The organism is Thermosporothrix hazakensis (genome assembly GCF_003253565.1).
Taxonomy (GTDB): domain Bacteria; phylum Chloroflexota; class Ktedonobacteria; order Ktedonobacterales; family Ktedonobacteraceae; genus Thermosporothrix; species Thermosporothrix hazakensis.
The window spans coordinates 231127-251066 of sequence record NZ_QKUF01000006.1 but is presented as its reverse complement, the minus strand read 5'-3'; the positions used below and the strand labels follow the sequence as shown (position 1 = coordinate 251066).

17 protein-coding genes are annotated in these 19940 nt (G+C 56.2%); 7 read left to right on the top strand and 10 right to left on the bottom strand.

Annotated features, from left to right (window positions below; translation table 11 throughout):
• Positions 1–489 precede the first annotated feature (489 nt).
• Complete coding sequence (locus EI42_RS11785) at positions 490–3396, top strand: serine/threonine-protein kinase (protein ID WP_111322089.1); 2907 nt, start codon at positions 490–492, stop codon at positions 3394–3396.
• A 125-nt stretch (positions 3397–3521) separates the two neighbouring features.
• Here EI42_RS11785 and EI42_RS11780 read toward each other — a convergent pair whose 3' ends face one another.
• Positions 3522–5456, bottom strand: coding sequence for a S9 family peptidase (locus EI42_RS11780; protein ID WP_111322087.1), 1935 nt, complete (start codon positions 5454–5456; stop codon positions 3522–3524).
• A gap of 354 nt (positions 5457–5810) precedes the next feature.
• Positions 5811–7175 (bottom strand): LuxR C-terminal-related transcriptional regulator, encoded by a 1365-nt coding sequence (locus tag EI42_RS32475; RefSeq protein ID WP_111322085.1) that lies wholly within the window; start codon positions 7173–7175, stop codon positions 5811–5813.
• Positions 7176–7495: 320 nt separating this feature from the next.
• Here EI42_RS32475 and EI42_RS11770 point away from each other — a divergent pair, with 320 nt between their 5' ends.
• Positions 7496–8698, top strand: coding sequence for an amidohydrolase (locus tag EI42_RS11770; RefSeq protein WP_111322083.1), 1203 nt, complete (start codon positions 7496–7498; stop codon positions 8696–8698).
• Between the two features lie 145 nt (positions 8699–8843).
• On the opposite strand, the gene EI42_RS11765 is transcribed toward EI42_RS11770, so the two are convergent.
• The 3 genes from EI42_RS11765 to EI42_RS32470 form a co-directional block, all read right to left on the bottom strand.
• Positions 8844–9725: an aminoglycoside phosphotransferase family protein gene (locus tag EI42_RS11765; protein WP_111322081.1), complete on the bottom strand. Its 882-nt coding sequence runs from the start codon at positions 9723–9725 to the stop codon at positions 8844–8846.
• Between the two features lie 198 nt (positions 9726–9923).
• Positions 9924–10130 carry a hypothetical protein gene (locus EI42_RS11760; protein WP_111322079.1) on the bottom strand — a complete coding sequence of 69 codons (207 nt, stop codon included), beginning with the start codon at positions 10128–10130 and terminating at the stop codon, positions 9924–9926.
• Positions 10109–10273, bottom strand: a complete 165-nt coding sequence (locus EI42_RS32470; RefSeq protein ID WP_170142556.1) for a hypothetical protein — start codon at positions 10271–10273, stop codon at positions 10109–10111. The genes EI42_RS11760 and EI42_RS32470 overlap by 22 nt, the downstream gene beginning before the upstream one ends.
• A 408-nt stretch (positions 10274–10681) precedes the next feature.
• On the opposite strand from EI42_RS32470, the gene EI42_RS11750 reads away from it, so the two are divergent.
• A complete protein-coding gene (locus tag EI42_RS11750) occupies positions 10682–10888 on the top strand; it encodes a hypothetical protein (protein ID WP_111322075.1) in 207 nt (68 codons plus the stop codon).
• A 10-nt stretch (positions 10889–10898) separates the two neighbouring features.
• On the opposite strand, the gene EI42_RS11745 is transcribed toward EI42_RS11750, so the two are convergent.
• Both EI42_RS11745 and EI42_RS11740 read right to left on the bottom strand, forming a co-directional pair.
• Complete coding sequence (locus EI42_RS11745) at positions 10899–11258, bottom strand: response regulator (RefSeq protein WP_111322073.1); 360 nt, start codon at positions 11256–11258, stop codon at positions 10899–10901.
• Complete coding sequence (locus EI42_RS11740; protein ID WP_111322071.1) at positions 11258–14980, bottom strand: ATP-binding protein; 3723 nt, start codon at positions 14978–14980, stop codon at positions 11258–11260. The genes EI42_RS11745 and EI42_RS11740 overlap by 1 nt, the downstream gene beginning before the upstream one ends.
• A 481-nt stretch (positions 14981–15461) precedes the next feature.
• Between EI42_RS11740 and EI42_RS11735 the strand changes: the two genes are divergently transcribed.
• From EI42_RS11735 to EI42_RS11720, 4 genes are all read left to right on the top strand, one after another.
• On the top strand, positions 15462–16337 hold the full coding sequence (locus tag EI42_RS11735; RefSeq protein WP_111322069.1) for a PP2C family protein-serine/threonine phosphatase: 876 nt from the start codon (positions 15462–15464) through the stop codon (positions 16335–16337).
• Positions 16338–16384: 47 nt separating this feature from the next.
• Entirely contained in the window at positions 16385–16600 is a 216-nt protein-coding gene (locus tag EI42_RS11730) for a hypothetical protein (protein ID WP_111322067.1), read from the top strand.
• Positions 16601–16618: 18 nt separating this feature from the next.
• Positions 16619–17404, top strand: a complete 786-nt coding sequence (locus tag EI42_RS11725) for an aminoglycoside phosphotransferase family protein (protein WP_111322065.1) — start codon at positions 16619–16621, stop codon at positions 17402–17404.
• 201 nt (positions 17405–17605) lie between these two features.
• Entirely contained in the window at positions 17606–18334 is a 729-nt protein-coding gene (locus EI42_RS11720; RefSeq protein WP_111322063.1) for a ClbS/DfsB family four-helix bundle protein, read from the top strand.
• 188 nt (positions 18335–18522) lie between these two features.
• Here the strand turns inward: EI42_RS11720 and EI42_RS11715 are convergent, their stop codons facing one another.
• The 3 genes from EI42_RS11715 to EI42_RS11705 are packed head-to-tail and all read right to left on the bottom strand — an operon-like array spanning position 18523 to position 19927.
• Positions 18523–18798 carry a hypothetical protein gene (locus tag EI42_RS11715; RefSeq protein WP_111322061.1) on the bottom strand — a complete coding sequence of 92 codons (276 nt, stop codon included), beginning with the start codon at positions 18796–18798 and terminating at the stop codon, positions 18523–18525.
• Positions 18795–19325 carry a Rieske (2Fe-2S) protein gene (locus EI42_RS11710; RefSeq protein WP_111322059.1) on the bottom strand — a complete coding sequence of 177 codons (531 nt, stop codon included), beginning with the start codon at positions 19323–19325 and terminating at the stop codon, positions 18795–18797. Before EI42_RS11710 ends, EI42_RS11715 begins: the two co-directional genes overlap by 4 nt.
• Positions 19313–19927 (bottom strand): 4Fe-4S dicluster domain-containing protein, encoded by a 615-nt coding sequence (locus tag EI42_RS11705; protein ID WP_111322057.1) that lies wholly within the window; start codon positions 19925–19927, stop codon positions 19313–19315. The genes EI42_RS11710 and EI42_RS11705 overlap by 13 nt, the downstream gene beginning before the upstream one ends.
• Positions 19928–19940: the final 13 nt, after the last annotated feature.

Below are 19940 nucleotides of genomic sequence, written 5' to 3'. Positions count from 1 at the left end.
CACTCATTCAGGAAACGATAGCATAGCGATGTTGCTCTATTACAAAGCAGCCAGACAGAGATATACACCCTCTTACCAGTTTCTTACCCTATCAAAGTGAGTACTCTTCTAATGAAGGGGCTACTCTCATACTCACAAGCATCGAGATTGAAAGCAAACAGTGCTGTATAAGATAGCGAGAATCACGAAAGGGTAGCAATCATCATACACATGGAAGGCAGCCAGACAGCTCCCCCTTACGAACGCCAATCTTCAGCAGTGAGCACGCACATAGAGCGCCTGGTTGCTTCTACGCTATCATTTTGGAGCATCCCATTGCCACCATGAAATGCGCACAAAAAGGGGTAGTATCATAAGGCGAAATCTGTTATACTTGGAGATACCCGCGCTACTGCTGCACAAAATCATCTGTGCGGGTACGACAGCACCTCTCACGAGCGGCTGAGGGATGAAAGCAAAAAACCAAGAAATCAACGGAAACAAAGACGCATGGAACCACGCGACGATTATTTCCTGCAACAACAAATCGGCAACTATCGCATTGTCGCACGGATTGCTCAGGGCGGATTCGGGATGGTTTACCGAGGACAGCATATGTATTTGCCGTCGCGAATCGCTGCCATCAAGATCATGCGGCATGCCGTGGATCAAAGCGAGCAAGTCCGCTTTCTGCGCGAGGCCGAGCTACTGGAACAATTGAAACACCCGCATATTGTCCCTCTGCTCGACACCGGGCTGCTGCAAGGCATACCCTACCTGATTATGCCTCTGATCGCGGGCGGCTCGCTCCGGGAGCGCCTGAGACGGCCACTACCAACAGAACAGGCACTCAAGTACGTCTTTCAGATCGGGGAAGCGCTGCACTATGCGCATCAAAAGCAAGTCGTCCATCGCGACCTGAAACCAGAAAACATTCTCCTTGCCGACGAAGAAACGGCGCTGCTCACCGACTTTGGTATTGCCTCACTGCTCACAACCCAGAGCATGGTATCAACGACGGTCGCGGGAACGCCCACCTATATGGCTCCCGAGCAGTTTCAGGGCAAAGTCAGCGCCCAGAGCGATCAATATGCGCTGGCCTGCATGCTTTTTGAACTGTTGACCGGGAACAAAGTCTTTGAGGCTCCCGATCCCTTCTCGGTCGGCTACAAGCATATTTACGAGCCGCCCCGCTCTCCACGCATACTGAACCCATCTATTCCGTCACATCTTGAGCAAGCGATCTTAAAGGCTCTCTCAAAAGAGCGTCACAACCGTTTTGAGGATATCCCTGCATTTCTGGCTGCGCTCAAACCGGAGGCCGTGCGCATTCAGCCGCCACCCGCGCCGCCAGAGCAGGAAACCATGCAGTCGCCGCCTCGCGAAACCTCACAACCAAGAGAAGAACCATCGCTCCGGCCCGGCGAGCAGCTCTACGATGCCGCTGCATGGAACCGCAAAGGGCTCTCCCTCTACGATGCCGGTCACAGTGAAGAGGCCATACGCGCCTACGACGAGGCCCTGCGTCGTGATCCACACTACGTCTACGCGTGGAACAATAAAGGCAATGCCCTGCGTGATCTGGGAGGCAGCCAGGAAGCGCTGGAAGCCTACGAAGAAGCCATACGCCTCGATCCAACCTATGTCCATGCCTGGAATGGCAAAGGCAATGCCCTGCGTGATCTGAAGCGCTATGAAGAGGCCGTGGCTGCCTTCGATGAAGCGTTACGCCTCGACCCCAACTACGTGCATGCCTGGAACGGCAAAGGCAATATCCTCTACGACCGCAAACAGTATGATGAGGCGCTGGCCATGTATGAAAAGGTGCTCCGCCTCGACCCCAACTATGTGCATGCCTGGAATAACAAGGGGCTGGCTCTCGCGGATTCACGTCGCTATGAAGAAGCGCTGGAAGCCTACGAAGAAGCCATACGCCTCAGTCCGCGCTATGTCGCTGCCTGGAATAATAAAGGATTGGCCCTGCACGATATGGGTCGCATCAACGAAGCGCTGGAAGCCTACGAAGAGGCCATACGCCTCAATCCGCGCTACGTCTACGCCTTGAACAATAAGGCGCTGGCTCTCTACGATCTGAAGCGCTATGAAGAGACCATCCAGGCGTGTGAAGCAACGCTACGCGTTGATCCGACTCATGTTTCGGCATGGAACAATAAAGGACGCTCTTTCTACAATCTCGGGAAGTACGAGCAGGCGATCACAGCCTATGATGAGGTTATCCGCATCAACCCGAACTACGTCTATGCGTGGAACAATAAGGGGCTGGCTCTCTACGACTCGGGACAAGCTGCCGCTGCGCTTCCCATGTATGAAAAGGCTCTCAGTCTTGATCCGCGCTATGTCGCCGCCTGGAATAACAAAGGGCTGGCACTCTACGATCTCGGGCGCTATAACGAGTCGCTGCAAGCATGCAATGAGGCGCTCTATCTCGATCCGAACTACGTCTACGCGTGGAACAACAAAGGTCGAGCACTACAGGCCCTCGGACGCTATGATGAAGCCCTCAGTGCGTACGAGGAAGCGATGCGCCAGGATCCTACATATTTTTACGCATGGAACAATAAGGGGAGTATTCTCCATAATTTGAAGCAGTACGAACAGGCGCTCTCTTTCTACAACGAGTCGCTGCGGCTCAACCCACGCTATTCCACGGCCTGGAACAATAAAGCCACGCTCCTCTATGATCTCGGGCGCTACGAAGAGTCACTGAAAGCCTGTGACGAAGCGCTTCGCATCGACCCACGCTATGTTTCAGCGTGGAACAATAAAGGTCTGGCGCTACAGGCGCTCAAACGGTATGAAGAGGCTCTTCCGATGTATGAGGAAGCGATGCGCCTCGACCCGCGCTACGTCCATGCGTGGAACAATAAAGGTCTGGCGCTCTATTATCTGGGGCGCTATGAAGAAGCTCTTCCGATGTATGAGGAGGCAAACCGGCTCAACCCGCGCTACCTCTATGCATGGAACAACAAAGGGTTGACCCTCTATGAGCTCGGACGCTATCTCGAATCGCTACACGCCTGCGAAAAGGCGCTTGAGCTCGATTCCACCTATGTCTACGGGTGGAACAATAAAGGGCGCGCACTCTATGCGCTCGGACGCTACATGGAAGCGATCGTTGCTTATGACGAAGCGCTTCGGTATAACCCGCGCTATACCCTGGCCCTGAATAACAAGGCCCTGGCCCTCTCCGAGCTTGGACGCCATAGCGAGGCGCTCCCGCTGTATGAGGAGGCAATCCGGATCGACCCGAACTATGTTTCGGCATGGAGCAACAAAGGGGAGCTGCTTCGCGATCTGGGCAGGATCAGCGAGGCCCGGAGAGCTCTTGAGCATGCCTTACAGCTTCAGCCGAACCACAGTAGAGCGCGTCGCATCCTCAACGAACTGCAAGGCTAAACACAGCGCCTATCACCCTTGCTGAACAGGAGAGCCGACCGGATCAGATCGGCTCTTCTTCTGCTAGCGCGCGCTCGCTTTCCTTCCCGGCTGAGACAGGGCAGCAGTGAGCCCGCGCTTCCCGGCTACACGTAGCGCAGGAACCACTCGACTACACGCAACACCGAGTCACGCATATGATCAAACTCGTGGAAACCATGCCCCTCACGCGGATAGATAACACACTCGACGGGCACCTTTCGTTCGCGCAACGCCCGATAGAACATATATGCCTGTGCTACCGGAACCGCTTCATCAGCTTCGCCATGCAGGATCAGCGTGGGCGTCTTTACACGCCCGGCAAAGGTCAGCGGAGAACATGCGCGGTACACCTCAGGCTGATCGAGCGGGTTGGCATTCAGCAGGAGCTCATCGGCATCCGCAATATTAGACTGCCCATGCATATTGTGGAAATCGATAATGCCCGCTCCCACCATTGCCGCCTTAAAACGGTCGGTCTGCGTGATTGCCCAGGCAGACAGAAAGCCGCCATTGCTCCACCCGCCAATACACACCCGTTCGCCATCAACTTCCCCTTGCTGCACCAGGTACTCGACACCGCTCATAATATCCTGAAAGTCTTTGCCGCCCATATCGCCCAGCACCTCATCAGCAAAGGCCGCACCCTGTCCCCAACTACCTCGATAATTGGGCCGGAAGACCGCGAAGCCCTCCGTAGCGGCCATAAAGGAAAAGCCTCCCTTCCAGGAATCGCACTCGGCCCCGGAAGGTCCACCATGCACCTGCACAAAGAGCGGCGGCAACATGCCATCAGCGGGCGGCTTCAGCGGATGCATAAAGATGCCATCAATCATCCGACCATCCACGCTTTTATAGCGAATGCGCTCCGTCTTCACTGGCTCGCCTAGCGCCTCCAGCAGCGGATTGAGCCGCGAAAGCTGTCGCCACTTGATACCCTGCTCGGTCAGCGTGCCATACCACACATCAGCGGGCTTCTGTGGCGTCGAGTGGGTGGTTGCCATCATCCGGCCATCCGGCGTCGTTGAGAGGCTCGGCTGATCCCAGTACATCGCAAAATCATCGTCAAGAACAGTCACCCTGCCACTCTGGCTATCAAGCAGGCATATCTGATGCGTCACATGCTTGACCGCAGTGAAAAGCAGCGAGCGCCCATCAGGCAGCCAGCGACACCAGGCCGGGCTGCAATCAATCCCCGGCGTCAGGTTGCGTGTTTGCCCATCCGCAACCGATACCGTGAAGATATCGCCGCAGCCACGCCCGGGGTCGCTCCATCGACCTGAGAGATAGGCAATTCTGGTGCTGTCAGGCGACCAGGCAAGTGCCCGCGCCTGCCACTGAAGCAGCGTCAATTGCCGCACAGAACCGCCATTCGCGGGAACCACCCCGATCTCGCTGTTATACCAGTCGGTGTAATCGGAACCATGCGAGTAATACAGCGCGACCTGTTTGCTATCAGGCGACCAGACATATTCAAAAACGGTCACGTTGGGCGGCGTGATTGGCTCCGGAACTGTATGTCCGGGACGCACTGCCCAGAGTCGGCAATAGCGCTCGGGGCCCAGAACCTTCGGATCGCTCTTCGGCTCTTCTCCCTCAAGCGATAGAAAGGAAATACGGCTTCCATCCGGCGCCCAGGCGAGATTCATGACGCCGTTCGGCATCGAGCAAAGCTGCTCGGGATCACCACCATCAGGATTGATTCGATATAGTTGCGGCTTCTGCTGCCCTTCGGGCGTCGCGACAAAGGCCAGCCACCGCCCATCAGGAGACCAACGCGGCTCTCGCTCGTTCTGCTTGCCCGTGGTCAGCGGGCGGGCATTGCCTTCCAGATCGGTAAGCCAGATACGACGGCTGAACGTCTGAGCCCCGGGGACAGGCTCAGTGACAACAAACGCAACCCGCTTCCCATCGGGTGCGAGCGCGACAGCAGAGGGGGATCGTTCCTGCATGAGGAGATCAGCAAGTGCGGCGCGACGCGTATGAGGGTCATCACTGTGGTTCAGCAGCGGCGCTGATACCGGCATCCATGCTTCGTTCATACTACCTCCTTCCAAAACCAAGAGCACGAAATACGCATAGAGCGCTTTGCACCTACTATAGGCGTTCTTCAAAGAGGTGTCAAGCGATCTCTTACAGCAAGGGAAATACGCTCTCCCTGCTTCAGAAGCGAGCAAACATACTCCTTATCTGGAGGTTCGTGACAGGGAGCACAGCCTGAGCGGCTCAAGAGTAGAAGAACAGGAAGAAGTAGGAAAACAGGTGTAGAGACACTGAAGTGCTCTTGTCGAGCCAGCTTGAGAATGGGAGGAGACGCCGTTCAAACCTTGCTTCGCTGGATGCTTGTTCAAGCAACGCAACAAGGAACGGACGCCTCCCCTTTTCTGCGTTACGGATCACGCATCGAGGAGCCCCGCCGCTTTCGCCTTCTTGACAGCCTGCGAGCGGCGCTGCACGCCCAGTTTGGCAAAGAGATGCTTGATATGTGACTTCACCGTGCTGACAGCAACGACCAGCCTGCCGGCAATCTCCTGATTGGAACAGCCCTGAGCCAGCAAGGCAAGCACTTCCAGCTCTCGCTTGCTCAATGACTCGTGTGTGCTCGCTTGGTGAGGTGCGGGAGGAAAGGCAGCAAGCAGACGATCAAGATAGTGTAGCAAGCTGGCGGGCTTGCGTCCATGCTGCTCGCGCACCCGCAGCAAGAGCTCCTGCATAACTCGCCCCTCATCGACAAAAAGCCGCATATAGCCCTCGGAAGCAGCCTGTGAGAGCGCCTGCATCAGCAACGATACCGCTTCCTCGTTCCGCGTCTGTGCATGGGCCACAAGCGCTTGCAGCATCCGAATCTCGATCAGGGAGCCGTTACGCGCCTCCTGATGCACGGCCAACTGCTTGAGCAGGGAAGTGGCATCAGCAATGCGCCCCTGCGCCAGCAACACGCGAGCCAGCACCAGAGACTCAAAGAGCGAGGTGTTCTCGTCAGCTTGCTGCTCCTGCGCCCAGAGCAGCATCTGCTCTCTTTGCTCCTGCTTCAACGCCAGCAGCGCCCGCATGCCGGCAACCCGTGCCAGCGACGCCGCATGAAGCTGCTGTGCAAGTGCTTCCGCCTGCTGTAGCGCCTGCTCGGCTTCCTGCATCTGCCCCTCAGCCAGAGCCAGCCGCGCCAGCAGAACATAGCCGTCAAGCTGCTCCTCTGGCCGACCGCAGGCTATTCCCTCTTCCAGCGCACGCCGGGCGGCAGACAGATCATTCCATTCATATGCGATCTCGCTCTGTGCCAGCAAGAGACGGCTCTTCTCGGCCTCAGCGCCCTCCAGCAGCCGACGCAACAGCGCAGCCGCCTGGTGCAGCCGCCCCTGTCGCAGCAGCTCCTGCACATGCTCTGCTGTCAGTTCGGGAGTCTCTGTCGGGATATTGAGTTGCTCGGCGACCTGCTCCAGACGCGCCACGGTGAGGTTCTTGCTATGGCCCAGATAGCGCTTGACCATCTTTCGCTGCTGACGACGATAGGCATACCAGTAGGCTCCGCCGCGCTGGACACGCTCTTTCCGCAGAGTACACGTGTAGCCGCGTCGATCCTGAAACGAGAACGAGGGAACATATTCTAACCACTGAAACCAATCCTGACTCTCTACCTCTATCTGCTGACATGGTACAGTCATATCACCAGCAATATTGATAGCAATATCAACAGCTATATCAACAACGTAACGCTCACGCGCAGGCTCCCAGAGCAGCTTGAAGGCAGTCTGTCTCGGCACAGCATTCCCCCTTTACGCACAGGCTCTTCTGACCACTCCCTCGAATCAGGGAGCACATCAGGCAAGGCCATTATACTCTATCTCAAAGGAACAGAACAACACTTGTCCCCTATACGTCACATCCAAAATAGAGCCTGCTCGCTTTTTCTCAGTGAGTATGATAAAGTAAGAACAGGGCAAGCGCCTCCGCTTCCTCATAGTGCTTGCCGGTGGTTGCTCGCTTGAAAGCGCTTCTCAGGCCCCTCCAGGCAACTAAGGAGGAACTTCATCGGGTGATACCATGTGCCCACCACATCCCTATTTCTGGTTGGAGGTTTGTTATGACAGCCTATTGGCTTACAGATGTTTTACTGGAAACAGGCCGCGTCCAAGAAGAAAATCGCATACGCACAAAAACTGATCTGTTCCAGCTTCTACTGCGAGATGGGCACGTCGCCGCTATCGAGCCCAATGATACCGTACACGATCAGCACCCGCGCGTCAGCGCGCAGGGGGCCCTCGCGCTCCCGGCCTTCATTGAGCGCCACATTCATCTCGATAAGACGCTGTTAGGCGGCCCCTGGATGCCTACGCGACCGGCTCGCAGCATCCTTGAACGTGTCGCGATCGAGGCTGAGATCCTGAACAATCACCCGGTTCCCATCGAGGAGCGCGCCCGGCAGTTCCTGGGCATGATCCAGCGCGCCGGTTCCACTCACGTCAGAACACATGTCGACATTGCCCCGGCGTACGGGCTACGCCATCTGGAAGCAGTCAAGCGAGTGCTGACAGAGAACGAGAACAACCTGACGTATGAAATAGTCGCCTTCCCTCAGCACGGCCTGCTCCGCTCCTCCTCTCAGGAGCTTACCCGCGAGGCGATGAAGCTCGGTGCGACGCTGGTCGGTGGCGTTGACCCCGGCACCGTTGATCTCAAGCTTGAGCGCTCACTAGAAGAAATGGTCTCTATAGCCGTTGAGTTTGGCGCGGGCATCGACCTGCACCTGCACGATCGTGGACAACTGGGCCTCTACACGATTCGCACGCTCGCCGATATGATCGAGCAGGCAGGGCTTCAGGGAAAAGTAGCAATCAGCCATGCCTTCGCGCTCGCCGATGCCGACACCCGCGAGCTGGCGTCCCTGGCCGAACGCTTCGTCGAGCTTGGCATCAGCATCAATTCAAGTGTCCCCTTGAGCATCCCGATGCCGCTCTACACGCTGCATAAAGCGGGGGTCCATGTCGCGCTTGGTTGTGATAACGTCTATGATAGCTGGTCTCCATTCGGCACCGGCGATATCTTTGAGCGAGCAAACCGACTCGCTGAGACCCAGGGCATGGTTCAGGAAGAAGACCTTGCGGAAGCCCTTGCGTTCATCACTGGAGGCCTCACGCCCGTCAACGCGCAGGGTGAGCAACAATGGCCGCGCCTCGGTCAACCGGCTGATCTGGTACTGGTTGAGGCAAGTTGCTCGGCGGAAGCCGTGGCCCGTCGTGCACCTCGTCGAGCCGTTCTGCATCGCGGCAAGACGGTTGCCGGCTGAAAGAAGAATCCCCCGCATTGAAGCGGGGGAAGTATCAACATACCTCTCTTCTGCGTATTTCAGGAATACCTGATAATTTCTATATAATTTATATGTATTCCATTGCCTACCACTTCTTTTCAGGAGTACTCTTTTATACCACCAATTACGCAAAAAGAGCGGGATAGCGCATCCAGGGATCTAATGCGACCGAGCCCTGCACCTCCATCAAACAATACAGGTAGCGATAGACGAAGCGTACAGGCGCGATCTCGGGCAGGCTCAGAACGCGCTCATAGCCCCGGGCAAAGGCCCGCGCCTCACGCTGCTGAAAGACATATTCCAGCCCGATAAAGTCAAGCTCACGCGGTCCCATCGCATACCCTTCTGTATCAACAAAGGCAGTGATACGCTTCCCATCGGTCAGAAACTGGGATGCATCCATATCCATCAGAACGGGCACGGTATAGTGAAGAGGCGGAAGCTGTGTCACAGCCTCACAGGCGGCGGGGAGCATCTTCTTGATCGCTTCATCCTGCTGATAAAATCGCTCAACCAGCAGGCGCAGTGTTTCCTGCAATCGCGTCTGAAAGTCCGCGAGGTCATACCGCGTACTGCCAGTGGGCGTCCCAAACCAGTCGAAGCGACCACAATGCAAACGTGCGAACTCCTCTCCCATAGCTTCCAGTGCCTCTTCAGGCAGTTCCGAGAAAGTTTCAAAGGAAACGCCGGGCATCGCGTCGACGATGACATACGGTCGATCCTCCAGCGTGCCCTTGCGCAACACCTGCGGAACAGGCAGCGAACAGAAACGAGCAAGCAGACGATTGAGCGGCTCAAGCTGAAAGATTGCCCGTTGATCGAGACCAAACAATACATGACACCCATACCAGAATGGCACCTCAGGGAGCCCCTGACGCAGCATTCGTACAACTACCACTTCCTCTGCTGTCCGCACACGCCAGACATCGCTTGCATGGCCCGAGTAGCCGGGATCAAGATACGTTTGTTCAAGAATGGGTGCGGAAAAAAGTGCCTGGAGATTCACTCTATCTTTCCTCTCTCATCGACAAAACGAACCAGATTCCATAAGCATAGCAGATTCGCTCTCTGTATAGCAACAATGCAGAAGTACTACACTCAGCATTTCCCCTTTTTCACCGTTTCACTGCGGGAAATGACCGTGATCGGCAACGGATAGGCAAACTCAGCAATAAGATCCATATGGTCGCGCCCCTCCACGGCATCAAGCAGGCCTCTTTTGAATGCGCGGGCGAAGCTGCTCGATCATCTTTGGCGTAAAGGCTTTGGATACCAGCCGCCACAAGCGCGAGTGATCGGGCGGATCGACCAGCAACAGATGCGGGTATTCGAGCGCCTGTTCCGCTAATACTTTGTCACGTGCGGCCTCTAGCTTGCGCCGATCCTTCGTCAGCCGGGGATCGCGCAACACGAACAGCGCATCCTCATAGCTCGCGTTACCCAGGCGTTCAGCCCCTCAACAAAGTACGGGCCGCGCCCCTCGCGCAACTGACCGAAAAACACCTGTGGGTGACGCTTTGTCTCCTGCGAGTTCAACTCATGCAAATGGACCATGTTTCTGATCTCCTTCTTTTCTATTTCATCTTCACCCATAGCGTACACTGCTTCAGAAGCGCCCGCATACCTCTCAGGAGGCATTCCGACGAGCTATTTGCATGAGTGGCGTATTCCGGTAATCCCGGCGTGCGTCGAGCTCCGAAGCGGCGGCATTGCCTTTGCTACCTGACGATCTGTTGGGTATGCCGTCGCCTGCGCAGGACGAACGGGGCAACACGTACCCTTTCATGAGAGCCAGTGTACCCGGAAAGTCAGCGCGACACATCAACTCACGGGCTATCCTCTGGCTGATTGTCGCCTCAACCCTGCGCTTGAGGACAAAATGGGACACATGACCCATTCCGCCCGATCCGCTTCATGGTAGACTCAGAGAAAAGCATGCAACCAGAAGAAAGGGGCCACGTTATGCAGAAACATCAACAATACGATGGACATGCGCTTGCAGCGCTACAGGGGATTCTCTGTCAGATTTCCGTGGATCATACACACCCTACTACCTCTTTCTTACTACTCGATGCCGATACCTATTTCTTCTACCGTGACTCCGATCGGCAGCAAGCTCAGGATAGCCGCATCTCGCTTGACTATTGCGATCAATGGGGAGACCGTTGAGATCTCCCCGCTACAGATGCTGCTCCAGGGTATCGAGCAGATCATCTAGCTCAAACGGCTTGGTAATAAACGCATCTGCGCCCGCGTCTCGGGCAATCGCTTCCGTCTCCCGGCTCGCCGAAAAGAGGATAACCGGGAGATGTTTCGTTTGTTCATTGTGTTTCAATGTGGCGCAAATATCCTTTCCATTCCAGCCAGAAAGCCAGATGTCAAGCAACAAGAGATCAGGCCCCATCTGCACCAGATCCTGAATAATTGCCCCATCGCCGGTTGTAATCACCTCATAGCCTGCATCTTCAAGAATAAGTTCAAGCGAATCAAGAATAGCAGGATCATCATCAGCAATCAGAATACGCTTCTTCTGTGACATTATGCACTCTGTTCTCCCTCAAGTAGGTGTTCCTCAGGCGCGAGCGAGAGCGGCAGCGAGAACGAAAAGGTCGTCCCCTTCCCTTCTTCGCTCTGAACCCAGATCGTTCCGTGATGGCGTTTGACGAACTCTGCCGAGATATACAGGCCCAGCCCCAACCCTGGATACGTCATCTGTGTTTCACCTTCTACACGATAGAAACGTTGGAAGAGATGCTGCTGCTTTTCGGCAGGAATACCGATCCCGAAGTCGAGCACCGATGTAATCACCATATTGTCCTTCAGCTCGGTTTTCACATAAATAGTGTCAGCCTTTGGCGAATATTTAATCGCGTTGGTCAGCAAGTTGGTCAACACCTGCCCGATGCGCTCGCGGTCTCCGGTCAGGGTGACAGAGGGCCCGAGCTCTTGCAGAATAGTATGGCGAGTGGTCGTGCGCTGTGCCTCCTCTATCACCTCCTGAATCAACGAGTTATAGTCGAACGGAGCGGGATGGAACAGCAGCTTGCCGCTCTCAATCCTGGTCACATCCAGCAGGTCGGCGATCAGCGAGGTGAGTTTATTCAGTTGCATATCCATCTTTTTGAGGAGTTCAGAGGCGCGTTCATCCCCTGCTTTGCGGAAACGACGTTCCAGTAATTGCGTATACGCTTTGATACTGGTCACAGGCGTCTTCAGTTCGTGACTGGCAATGCCGAGAAACTCATCCTTCTGCCGCTCCAGTCTCTTCTGCTCGGTAATATCGGTATTGGTACCAAACCACTGGACAATAGTACCTTCTGCATCGCGAATCGGCACCATACGTGTGAGGAACGGGCGATAGGTGCCATCAGCGCCCCTGAGGGAGTACACCATCTCGAAGGGCTCGTGCTCATAGAGAGCCCGGTGAAAGCGCCGCCGAACAGCTGGGAGGTCCTGCGGGTCAACAACCTGCTCCCAACCCTGATCCTTCACCTGCTCGGGCGTGGTCCCGGTATACTCATACCAGCGCGAGTTGTACCAGTAGATCCGACCGCCTCGATCTGCCATCCAGGCGAGATTAGGGATGTTATCGGCCAGCGTCCGAAAACGCAGCTCGCTCTCTTCGGCTCGCTGTCGCGCAAGCACCTGCCCGGTGACATCAAACGCGAAAACCATCACCCCCTCGATCGTCCCTACAGCGTCGCGCATAGGAGTGTAGACAAATGTAAAGTACACATCCTCAAGTTGTCCGCTCCCGGTTCGATCAAGCGCCACCTTCAGTTCATTGCCAACGTAGGGAACCCCCGTCGTGTAGACGACCTCTAGCAGCGGTTCGAGGCCCTGTCCGCGAACCTCCGGCAGTCCCTCGAAGAGCGGCTTATGCAGCACATCCTCACTGCTTCGGCCCCAGATCGCGAGCGTTGTCGGGTTCGCCAGTTCCACCACATATGTCGGTCCACGCAAGATGACGATGGCCGCCGGAGCCTGCATAAACAGGTCAAATAGCTTGCGCTCGGACTCGTAGCGGCTTCGGGCGAGCTTGATATGCGTGATCACGCGGGCCCGCAACTCACGCGCCGAGAAAGGCTTCACCAGATAATCATCAGCACCCGCACGCACCCCTTCAATCGTTGCTTCCTCGCCAGCGCGAGCCGAGAGCATAATCACGGGAATACGAGCAGTATCGGGATGTGCCTTTATTGCCTGCAAAAGCTGGAACCCATCCATCTCGGGCATCATCACATCTGTCAGCACCAGTTCGGGGCGAGCGCGCCGAATCGCCTCCAGCGCCTGCTTACCATTCGCGACGGCCTCAATCGTAAAACGATCGCTCAACAGGCGGCAGATATAGTCACGCATATCCGCATTGTCGTCGGCCAGCACAATACGCGGGCGGTCCCCGGCAGGAATTTCAGCCGGAAAGCCTGCCGGCTCCTCTTCCTCAGGAGGCAGCCACTGGCTCATCTCCTCAACATAGATGGCAGCGCTCAGGGCGGTCGATTGCAGGGTACGTGTCGCTCCGATGCGGTCCGCAGGCAGATGCGCCGTCCCTTTCCGCAGCGTGATGGTGAACGTGGTCCCTTTGCCCGGGGTGCTTGTCACCTCGACCTCACCCTTATGCAGCTTGACAAGCTCCTGCACCAGTGAAAGCCCGATTCCCGATCCTTCATAAGAGCGCGACCGTACGCCCTCAACGCGCCGGAAGCGTTCGAAAATGAGCGGCAACTGATCGGGCGCAATGCCAACACCAGTATCCTGCACCTGCAACACCACATGGTCGCGCCGCTCCTCAAGCCGCACAGCGATCTCGCCTTCAAAGGTAAACTTAAATGCATTGGAGAGCAGATTCAAGATAATCTTCTCCCACATGTCGCGATCCACATAAATCGGCTCCGAGAGCGCGGGGAGATCCAGCGTTAGCTTCATTCCGGCCTTCTCAATCGCGGAACGAAAATTGCTGGCAAGTTCGGCGGTATAGATGCCCAGATCAGTCGCCTCATAGCTGGCCTGAATGCGACCCGCCTCCAGCCGCGAGAAGTCGAGCAGTGTGTTGACCAGCTTCAACAGCCGCAGCGCGTTCCGATGCGCGACCTCAATTCGTTCGCGATTGGCGGGCGCCGTGTTCGGATCGTCGCGTATCTCCTCGATTGGTCCAAGCATCAGGGTCAGCGGCGTGCGGAACTCGTGACTCACGTTGCTGAAGAAGAGCGTCTTGGCCCGGTCGATCTCTTCAAGCGCCTCAGCACGCTTCCGCTCCTCTTCATATGCCTGCGCGTTTGCAATACTGTTTGAGATCTGGCTGCATACCAGCTTCAGGAAGCCCTGATAGCTCTCATCAAAGAGCCGATAGGGATTAAGGCCCACGATCAACGCGCCCGCCTGGCCAGTCTGGCCCGAGGGAGCAACCGCCAGAATAGCGGCCTGATGCGGCATTTTCTTCCATGCCCCGGTAGGCAGGGCCCCAAAGCGCTGCTGGATATCGTCAATCAGACAGGGCTTCTGCGTTCGCATCACCTCAGCAAACGGCCAGGGAGCATCCTGATCGAGCGCCACCTGCTCAAACACCGCAGGATGCTGACGCTCAATGCCGCTGGTCCCCGCAAGCGTCATCTGCTTCCCATCCTGATCGAGCAAATAGAGCAGCGCGAACGGAATATCCTGCGGATTTCGGGTCAGCAGTTCGGCGCTCAAGCGGCAGGCCTCCCCAATCGTACGTGCGTCCGATGTTTCGGCGGCAAGTGTCTGCAACAGCTTCACCTGCCGCTCTCCAATAATCCGGGCAGTATCGTCGGTATTTGCACAAATAATGCCACCCACGCCCCCATTATCACCTGGAACCGGGCTATACGAGAAGGTATAGTAGGTCTCTTCCTGATAGCCATAGCGCTCCATGATGAGCAGTGCCGCCTCATCATAGGTTCCGACATTATCTTCCATTGCGGTGCGCAGTTTAGGGGCAATATCAGGCCAGATCTCGCGCCACACCACGCGAACGGGCTGACCAAGAGCCTCAGGATGCTTGCCGCCAACAATCGCCTTATAAGGATCGTTATAGAGCTTGATCAGATCAGGTCCCCACCCAATCCAGATCGGTTGACTCGACGTAAGCATAATCTGGACAATCGTTTTTAAACTCTGTGGCCATTGCTCGGCAGGCCCAAGCGGCGTCGAGGCCCAATCAAACGAGCGAATACGCTCTCCCATTTCGCCCCCACCTGCCAGAAAATCAAGAGAGGATGCAGGGTGTTCATTGCGCATCATACGATCAATACCGCCTCCTTTTAGACCATGATGCTTCTTTATTATTCCTTTTCACCGGCAGGAAAAATACGCATTCTCCATAAAAGCCTTTTCATTATATACTGGTATGGCAGAGTATGCATCCCTGGTCTTGTTAGGAATACGGATGAGTTCTACATCTCGCTTCAGGGAAGCCTGGAATTCCCTCGTTTCGGCTTCAGTATTACTCGAAAGCAAGAAAGCAGATCGCCGCGACAGGAATCAACGAAGATTCCCGCCTGCCAGCTTGCTTTTCAAGGCACAACCAGAAAACGATTGACATTTCTTGTAGCTCGCTTTAAAATGGGAACACATTCATAAAGAGAATAGAACATGCTACTCACGTCTGAACAGTACGAACAGTAGCCCTGTTATCGCACGCCGCAATCAACCCCGGAAAGACAGAGAAGGCTGGCTCTTTCTCAAGAGAACAAGTATAAAGGGAACAGAAAGGCAGAGGGGCATGAACCAACCTGAGCAAGCGACTTTTCTATTTACAGCACACAGCGTCGCAAGCGATACGCACCGGGAACGCAACGAAGATCAACTGATCGCCGATCAGCAGCGGGGTTTTGCCGCCGTCTTTGATGGCGTCGGTGGAAGCATGGGCGGAGAGATCGCGTCACAGATCGCCGCTCGCGTCATCCAGGAGGGTTGGGAACGCCTTTTTACGCACTGGCAAACAGACGCCACCTCGCCAGCACCGGACGATGTCACCACCCGGCTCCGCGAGCTCCTTGAACAGGCGCACGAACAAATCCGTCAGGATGGTCTGCAACGTGCCGGTGTTCAACGCCTTGAGAGTCAGGCGACTACAGCCACGATTGCAGCTCTATGCCCTCATGCTGATGGCTATACGTTGGCCTATGCCTCAGTCGGTGATAGCAGGCTCTATCTCCTTTCGCCGGATCAGCCGCTCACCTGCCTGACTCAGGATGACAGCTATCTGACCCTCCTGCTTCAGAAGGGCTACGTCACCGCAGAAGATGCCGAGCGCATTGAACAGGCCACAAGCCGTGATCAGCTCTCCGACGCCGAATATCTCTATTTTCAGCGCCGCAACGGCATCACACAGGCCTTAGGCGACGCGCAGCACCTGGGTGTGCACACTGGAACCCGCGAACTCACGCCGGGCATGCGCCTCCTGCTCTGCACTGATGGCATTCACGACAACCTGACCAATCAGGAAATAGAGCGTATTTTGCGAGATACCGAGATCGCGCAGGCAGCGCAGGCACTCGTGGACGCCGCTATTCAGCGCTCACGCGCGGAGAATCGTGTCATCCTCCGCGCCAAGCCCGACGACATGACCGCGATCGTCATCGATTATCACGCCTGAAGACGTCCCTGAGTCATCACGCATGGCTCGTTTGAAAGAGGCCCCCGGTGAAACAACCGCTGCCTGAAGGTAATGAGCTGATTCGCTCCATCTTGCGGGAGTACTGGCAACTTGAGCCAATCGACCTGCATTTCATCCCGATAGGTGATTCTGCTTATTCATATCAGGTAGAAGCGGACTCCACAACCTATCTGAAAATCGTTGATCGGCGCACCGCAACCGGACGTCGAACCGCCGAGCGGATGCAGTTCTCGCTTCCGTAGCAGCGCACCATCGCCAGTATGCACCTCGAAGCGCTTGACGCGCCGCTTCCTCTGCCAACCACAAGCGGCACCCTCCAGGCAGATACAGGGCCGCTGCTCTTCGCGCTCTACACCTTCATCCCGGGCGAAACGCTCGCGAATGCTTATCCCATGTCGCGCGAACTGGTCGGGCAGATCGGGCGCGCCCTCGCACAACTCCATACCGTCAGGCCTCCCGAGGGGCTCCATGTCCCACCCGACGACCTCACAGCCCCATTCGATCAGGAGCTACGCGAAAACCTGGCCGCGCTGGACGCCATCACGACAGCGAGCCCGCCCTTTCTGCAACAGCTCCGAGCACTGGTCGAGCCACGCCGCACACAGATAGACGCCTTCCTCGAACAGAGCGACGCGTATGCCGAGAAGGCGCGCCAGAAGCCCACACACAGAGTGCTCTGTCATGGTGATCCCTGGGGCGGCAATATTATTCGTACGTCCTCGCAGCGACTCACCTTTCTGGATTGGGAAGCAGCCATTATCGCGCCACCAGAGCGGGACGCATACCTCTACAGCGGTTTCATCAAGCCCGACTTCAGCGCGTTCGCGGCAGGCTATGAGGCACCTTTTCAGTGGAATATGGCCCTGCTCGCCTACTATACGTATCGCCTCCAGTTGCGCAATCTGGCGGCGTGGCTTCACAGCCTGCTTCATGAGCCACTCAACGAGGTCCAGCGTCTGAACAATCTGGATATGATCGAGAATCATTGTTTTGACCGCCTGGAGAGCGTCGAACAGACGGCTCGCGCGCTCATCGCACAGCAGTAGCCCGGAATGGCTACCGACATCTCTGCTCAGAACAGGCTTTTATCCAGCCTGAAAGCGCCCATTACGCCTCTCGAACCCGCGTGAGACATACTGATACACAACGAAATAATTCGCATTCTCTTGCTTCTCTATGATATACTGCTTGTACCTCCAGAATACAATAAACACAGCAACAGGACAGCAGAAAGGACATTCCAAATAATGCCACCGTTTTTCCCGAAAGCCACCCTTCTTACCCTCCTGCATCTGGCTCGCGAAGAGGAATTAAGCTGGATCAGCACATTGAGCGATTCCGAAAAGGAGGCCCTCGGAACGGTGGAACGCTGGTCCGCGAAGGAAGTACTGGCCCACATTTCGGCCTGGAAAGAGCGTACAAGCGAGCACATCCAGCAGGCCGAGCACGGAGACCCTCCCACTTCCCTCAACTCAGCAGAGCAGACAGACGCGCTGAATGCTCGCATCTTTGCCGCAGCTCAACGGCGCACCTGGGAGACGGTTGCAATGCAGGCAGAAAATGCCTTCCGCGAGCTGCTGATGCTGGTTGAATATCTGCCTGAAGAGCAGCTCAGCGATCCTGTGCACTTTCCCTCGTTACAGGGCGAACCCCTCTGGCCGCAGATCCTGTCGACCGGCGTCAAACATTCATACAGGCACATAGCTGCATTTTTGCTTCAGCAGGGCAAATGTGACGACGCCCTTCACCTCTACGATCGCATGATTGGCATTATGCGCCGCCGCGACCTGCCCGCCAACGAGCTTGGGCGTGCAATCTACCAGCAGGCCGAGATCGCCATGAAAGCAGGCGCAGATCGAGAAGCTGTCACCCTCTTGCATGAAGCGCGTCGCCTTCAACCCGAGGTCGCCACCTGGGTGCAGCAGAATCACACCTTTGAGCCATTCCGCACTGATTCGGCCCTGCAAGCGCTATGAGCGGCGAGCCGACAACCGAACAGCCGAAATGAGCGATAGCTAAAGAGCGAGCCCTACCAGGAACAGCCTGCACCAGAGCACTGACGCGTACCTGTTTCTTGCTATACGCCTACTTGCAAAATACGACGCTGATGAGAATACAAAAAGCAGGTGCGCCGCTGCATGTCACAGCAGCACACCTGTGCATTTCACCGATTCCAGGGGCCTGTAATGGTCTTCCGAAGCGCCATCTGTAACAGCACGCCGCCCAGAAAAATGACCCCGGACAACGCCGCCAGTTCCCAGATGCCTGCGGTCTGACCCGAGAGGTAGAGATCCAGCGCGATCGTCAGCAGCCAGAGTTGCAGGCCCATCAGCAGAATCCCGAGCAGCAGAGCAGCCAGCAGGATCGCCCCCATTCCGTGCGGAGGTCGGGCCGAACTGCCCCCGATTGTTTCACTTAAAGGCAGCACAGATTTCTTCATCGTGGTTGCTCCTCTATAGCGTAGATCATGCCACCATCTTCCTGCACCACCACACGTGGCAGCGGTCGCTGAGGAGGTCCGGCAAGCGGCACCCCGCTCCGCGCCTCAAAGCAGCCATCATGGCAAGGACAGATCAACTGTTCCTTTTTCGGCGAATAGTAGACAGCGCAGGAGAGATGAGTGCAACGTCCGCTATAGGCGACGAATTTTCCATCCTTGAGACGGAGCAGCATCGCCGGATCCTCTTCCGTCGGATAGGAGAAGTAATGGACATCTCCCGGCTTCAGCTTCGCAGCCTCAATAATAGGGCGTCGCGCTCCCCGGGCCTTCCGTGGCCAGAGGGTTCCCAGTCCGGCCAGCCCGGCAGTGACAGCAAAAAAGGCTCCAGATGCCTGCACAGCCAATCTCAACAGGTCACGGCGCATCACAAACGCATCGGCATCCCAGTGAAAGGGGAACAATGCCTGCCAGCGGGTAATCTTCCGCCGAGGGCGCTTCTCAGCTTCCTTGTCCTCTATAAAACCCACGGTTCCTCTCCTGTCTGTTTCTCCTTACTTGTCACCTGATCCAGCAGATCAGCAATATTGAGCGGCTCGCTCTCGTCGGGCAGCACCCAGTACACGCGCGTCTTGACCTCTTGCGGGCCAAAATTGGTGATGTTTACCGGCTTGCCCTGTCGCTGATGCATAAACTCCTCATATGTCCCGTACCAGAGCGCCTGAGTCGGGCAGACCTGCGCGCACCACGGGGTGAGATCCTGTGAGGTGCGATCATAGCACAGGTTGCACTTCTTCATCAGTCGCGCCTTCGCATCGAATTTCGGCACACCAAACGGACAGGCATACACGCAGTTCTGGCAGCCAATGCAGCGCGACGGCTCTGCCATCTGCACCACACCCTCATCAGTCACCAGGATCGCCAGCGCCGGGCAAACCTGTGCGCACGGGGCCAGCGGATCTTCACAATGCATACAGATCGTGGGCTGTGTCGCCACGCTGAGTTCTCGGTCAATAAAGTCGACCATGACCATACTTTCGCCCTTATGCGATTCGCATTCCCGGCAGGCGGCCTCACAAGAACGGCATCCGATGCAACGTGAGGGATCGACAAACATGGTCTTTATCGCCATTTTGTACCTCTTC

Excerpts from the sequence above, each read along its gene's own strand:
- EI42_RS11785 (WP_111322089.1), top strand. The coding sequence starts at position 490 with ATGGAACCACGCGACGATTATTTCCTGCAACAACAAATCGGCAACTAT.
- EI42_RS11780 (WP_111322087.1), bottom strand. The coding sequence starts at position 5,456 with ATGAACGAAGCATGGATGCCGGTATCAGCGCCGCTGCTGAACCACAGT.
- EI42_RS11770 (WP_111322083.1), top strand. The coding sequence starts at position 7,496 with ATGACAGCCTATTGGCTTACAGATGTTTTACTGGAAACAGGCCGCGTC.
- EI42_RS32470 (WP_170142556.1), bottom strand. The coding sequence starts at position 10,273 with ATGGTCCATTTGCATGAGTTGAACTCGCAGGAGACAAAGCGTCACCCA.
- EI42_RS11750 (WP_111322075.1), top strand. The coding sequence starts at position 10,682 with ATGCAGAAACATCAACAATACGATGGACATGCGCTTGCAGCGCTACAG.
- EI42_RS11745 (WP_111322073.1), bottom strand. The coding sequence starts at position 11,258 with ATGTCACAGAAGAAGCGTATTCTGATTGCTGATGATGATCCTGCTATT.
- EI42_RS11740 (WP_111322071.1), bottom strand. The coding sequence starts at position 14,980 with ATGATGCGCAATGAACACCCTGCATCCTCTCTTGATTTTCTGGCAGGT.
- EI42_RS11735 (WP_111322069.1), top strand. The coding sequence starts at position 15,462 with ATGAACCAACCTGAGCAAGCGACTTTTCTATTTACAGCACACAGCGTC.
- EI42_RS11725 (WP_111322065.1), top strand. The coding sequence starts at position 16,619 with ATGCACCTCGAAGCGCTTGACGCGCCGCTTCCTCTGCCAACCACAAGC.
- EI42_RS11720 (WP_111322063.1), top strand. The coding sequence starts at position 17,606 with ATGCCACCGTTTTTCCCGAAAGCCACCCTTCTTACCCTCCTGCATCTG.
- EI42_RS11715 (WP_111322061.1), bottom strand. The coding sequence starts at position 18,798 with ATGAAGAAATCTGTGCTGCCTTTAAGTGAAACAATCGGGGGCAGTTCG.
- EI42_RS11705 (WP_111322057.1), bottom strand. The coding sequence starts at position 19,927 with ATGGCGATAAAGACCATGTTTGTCGATCCCTCACGTTGCATCGGATGC.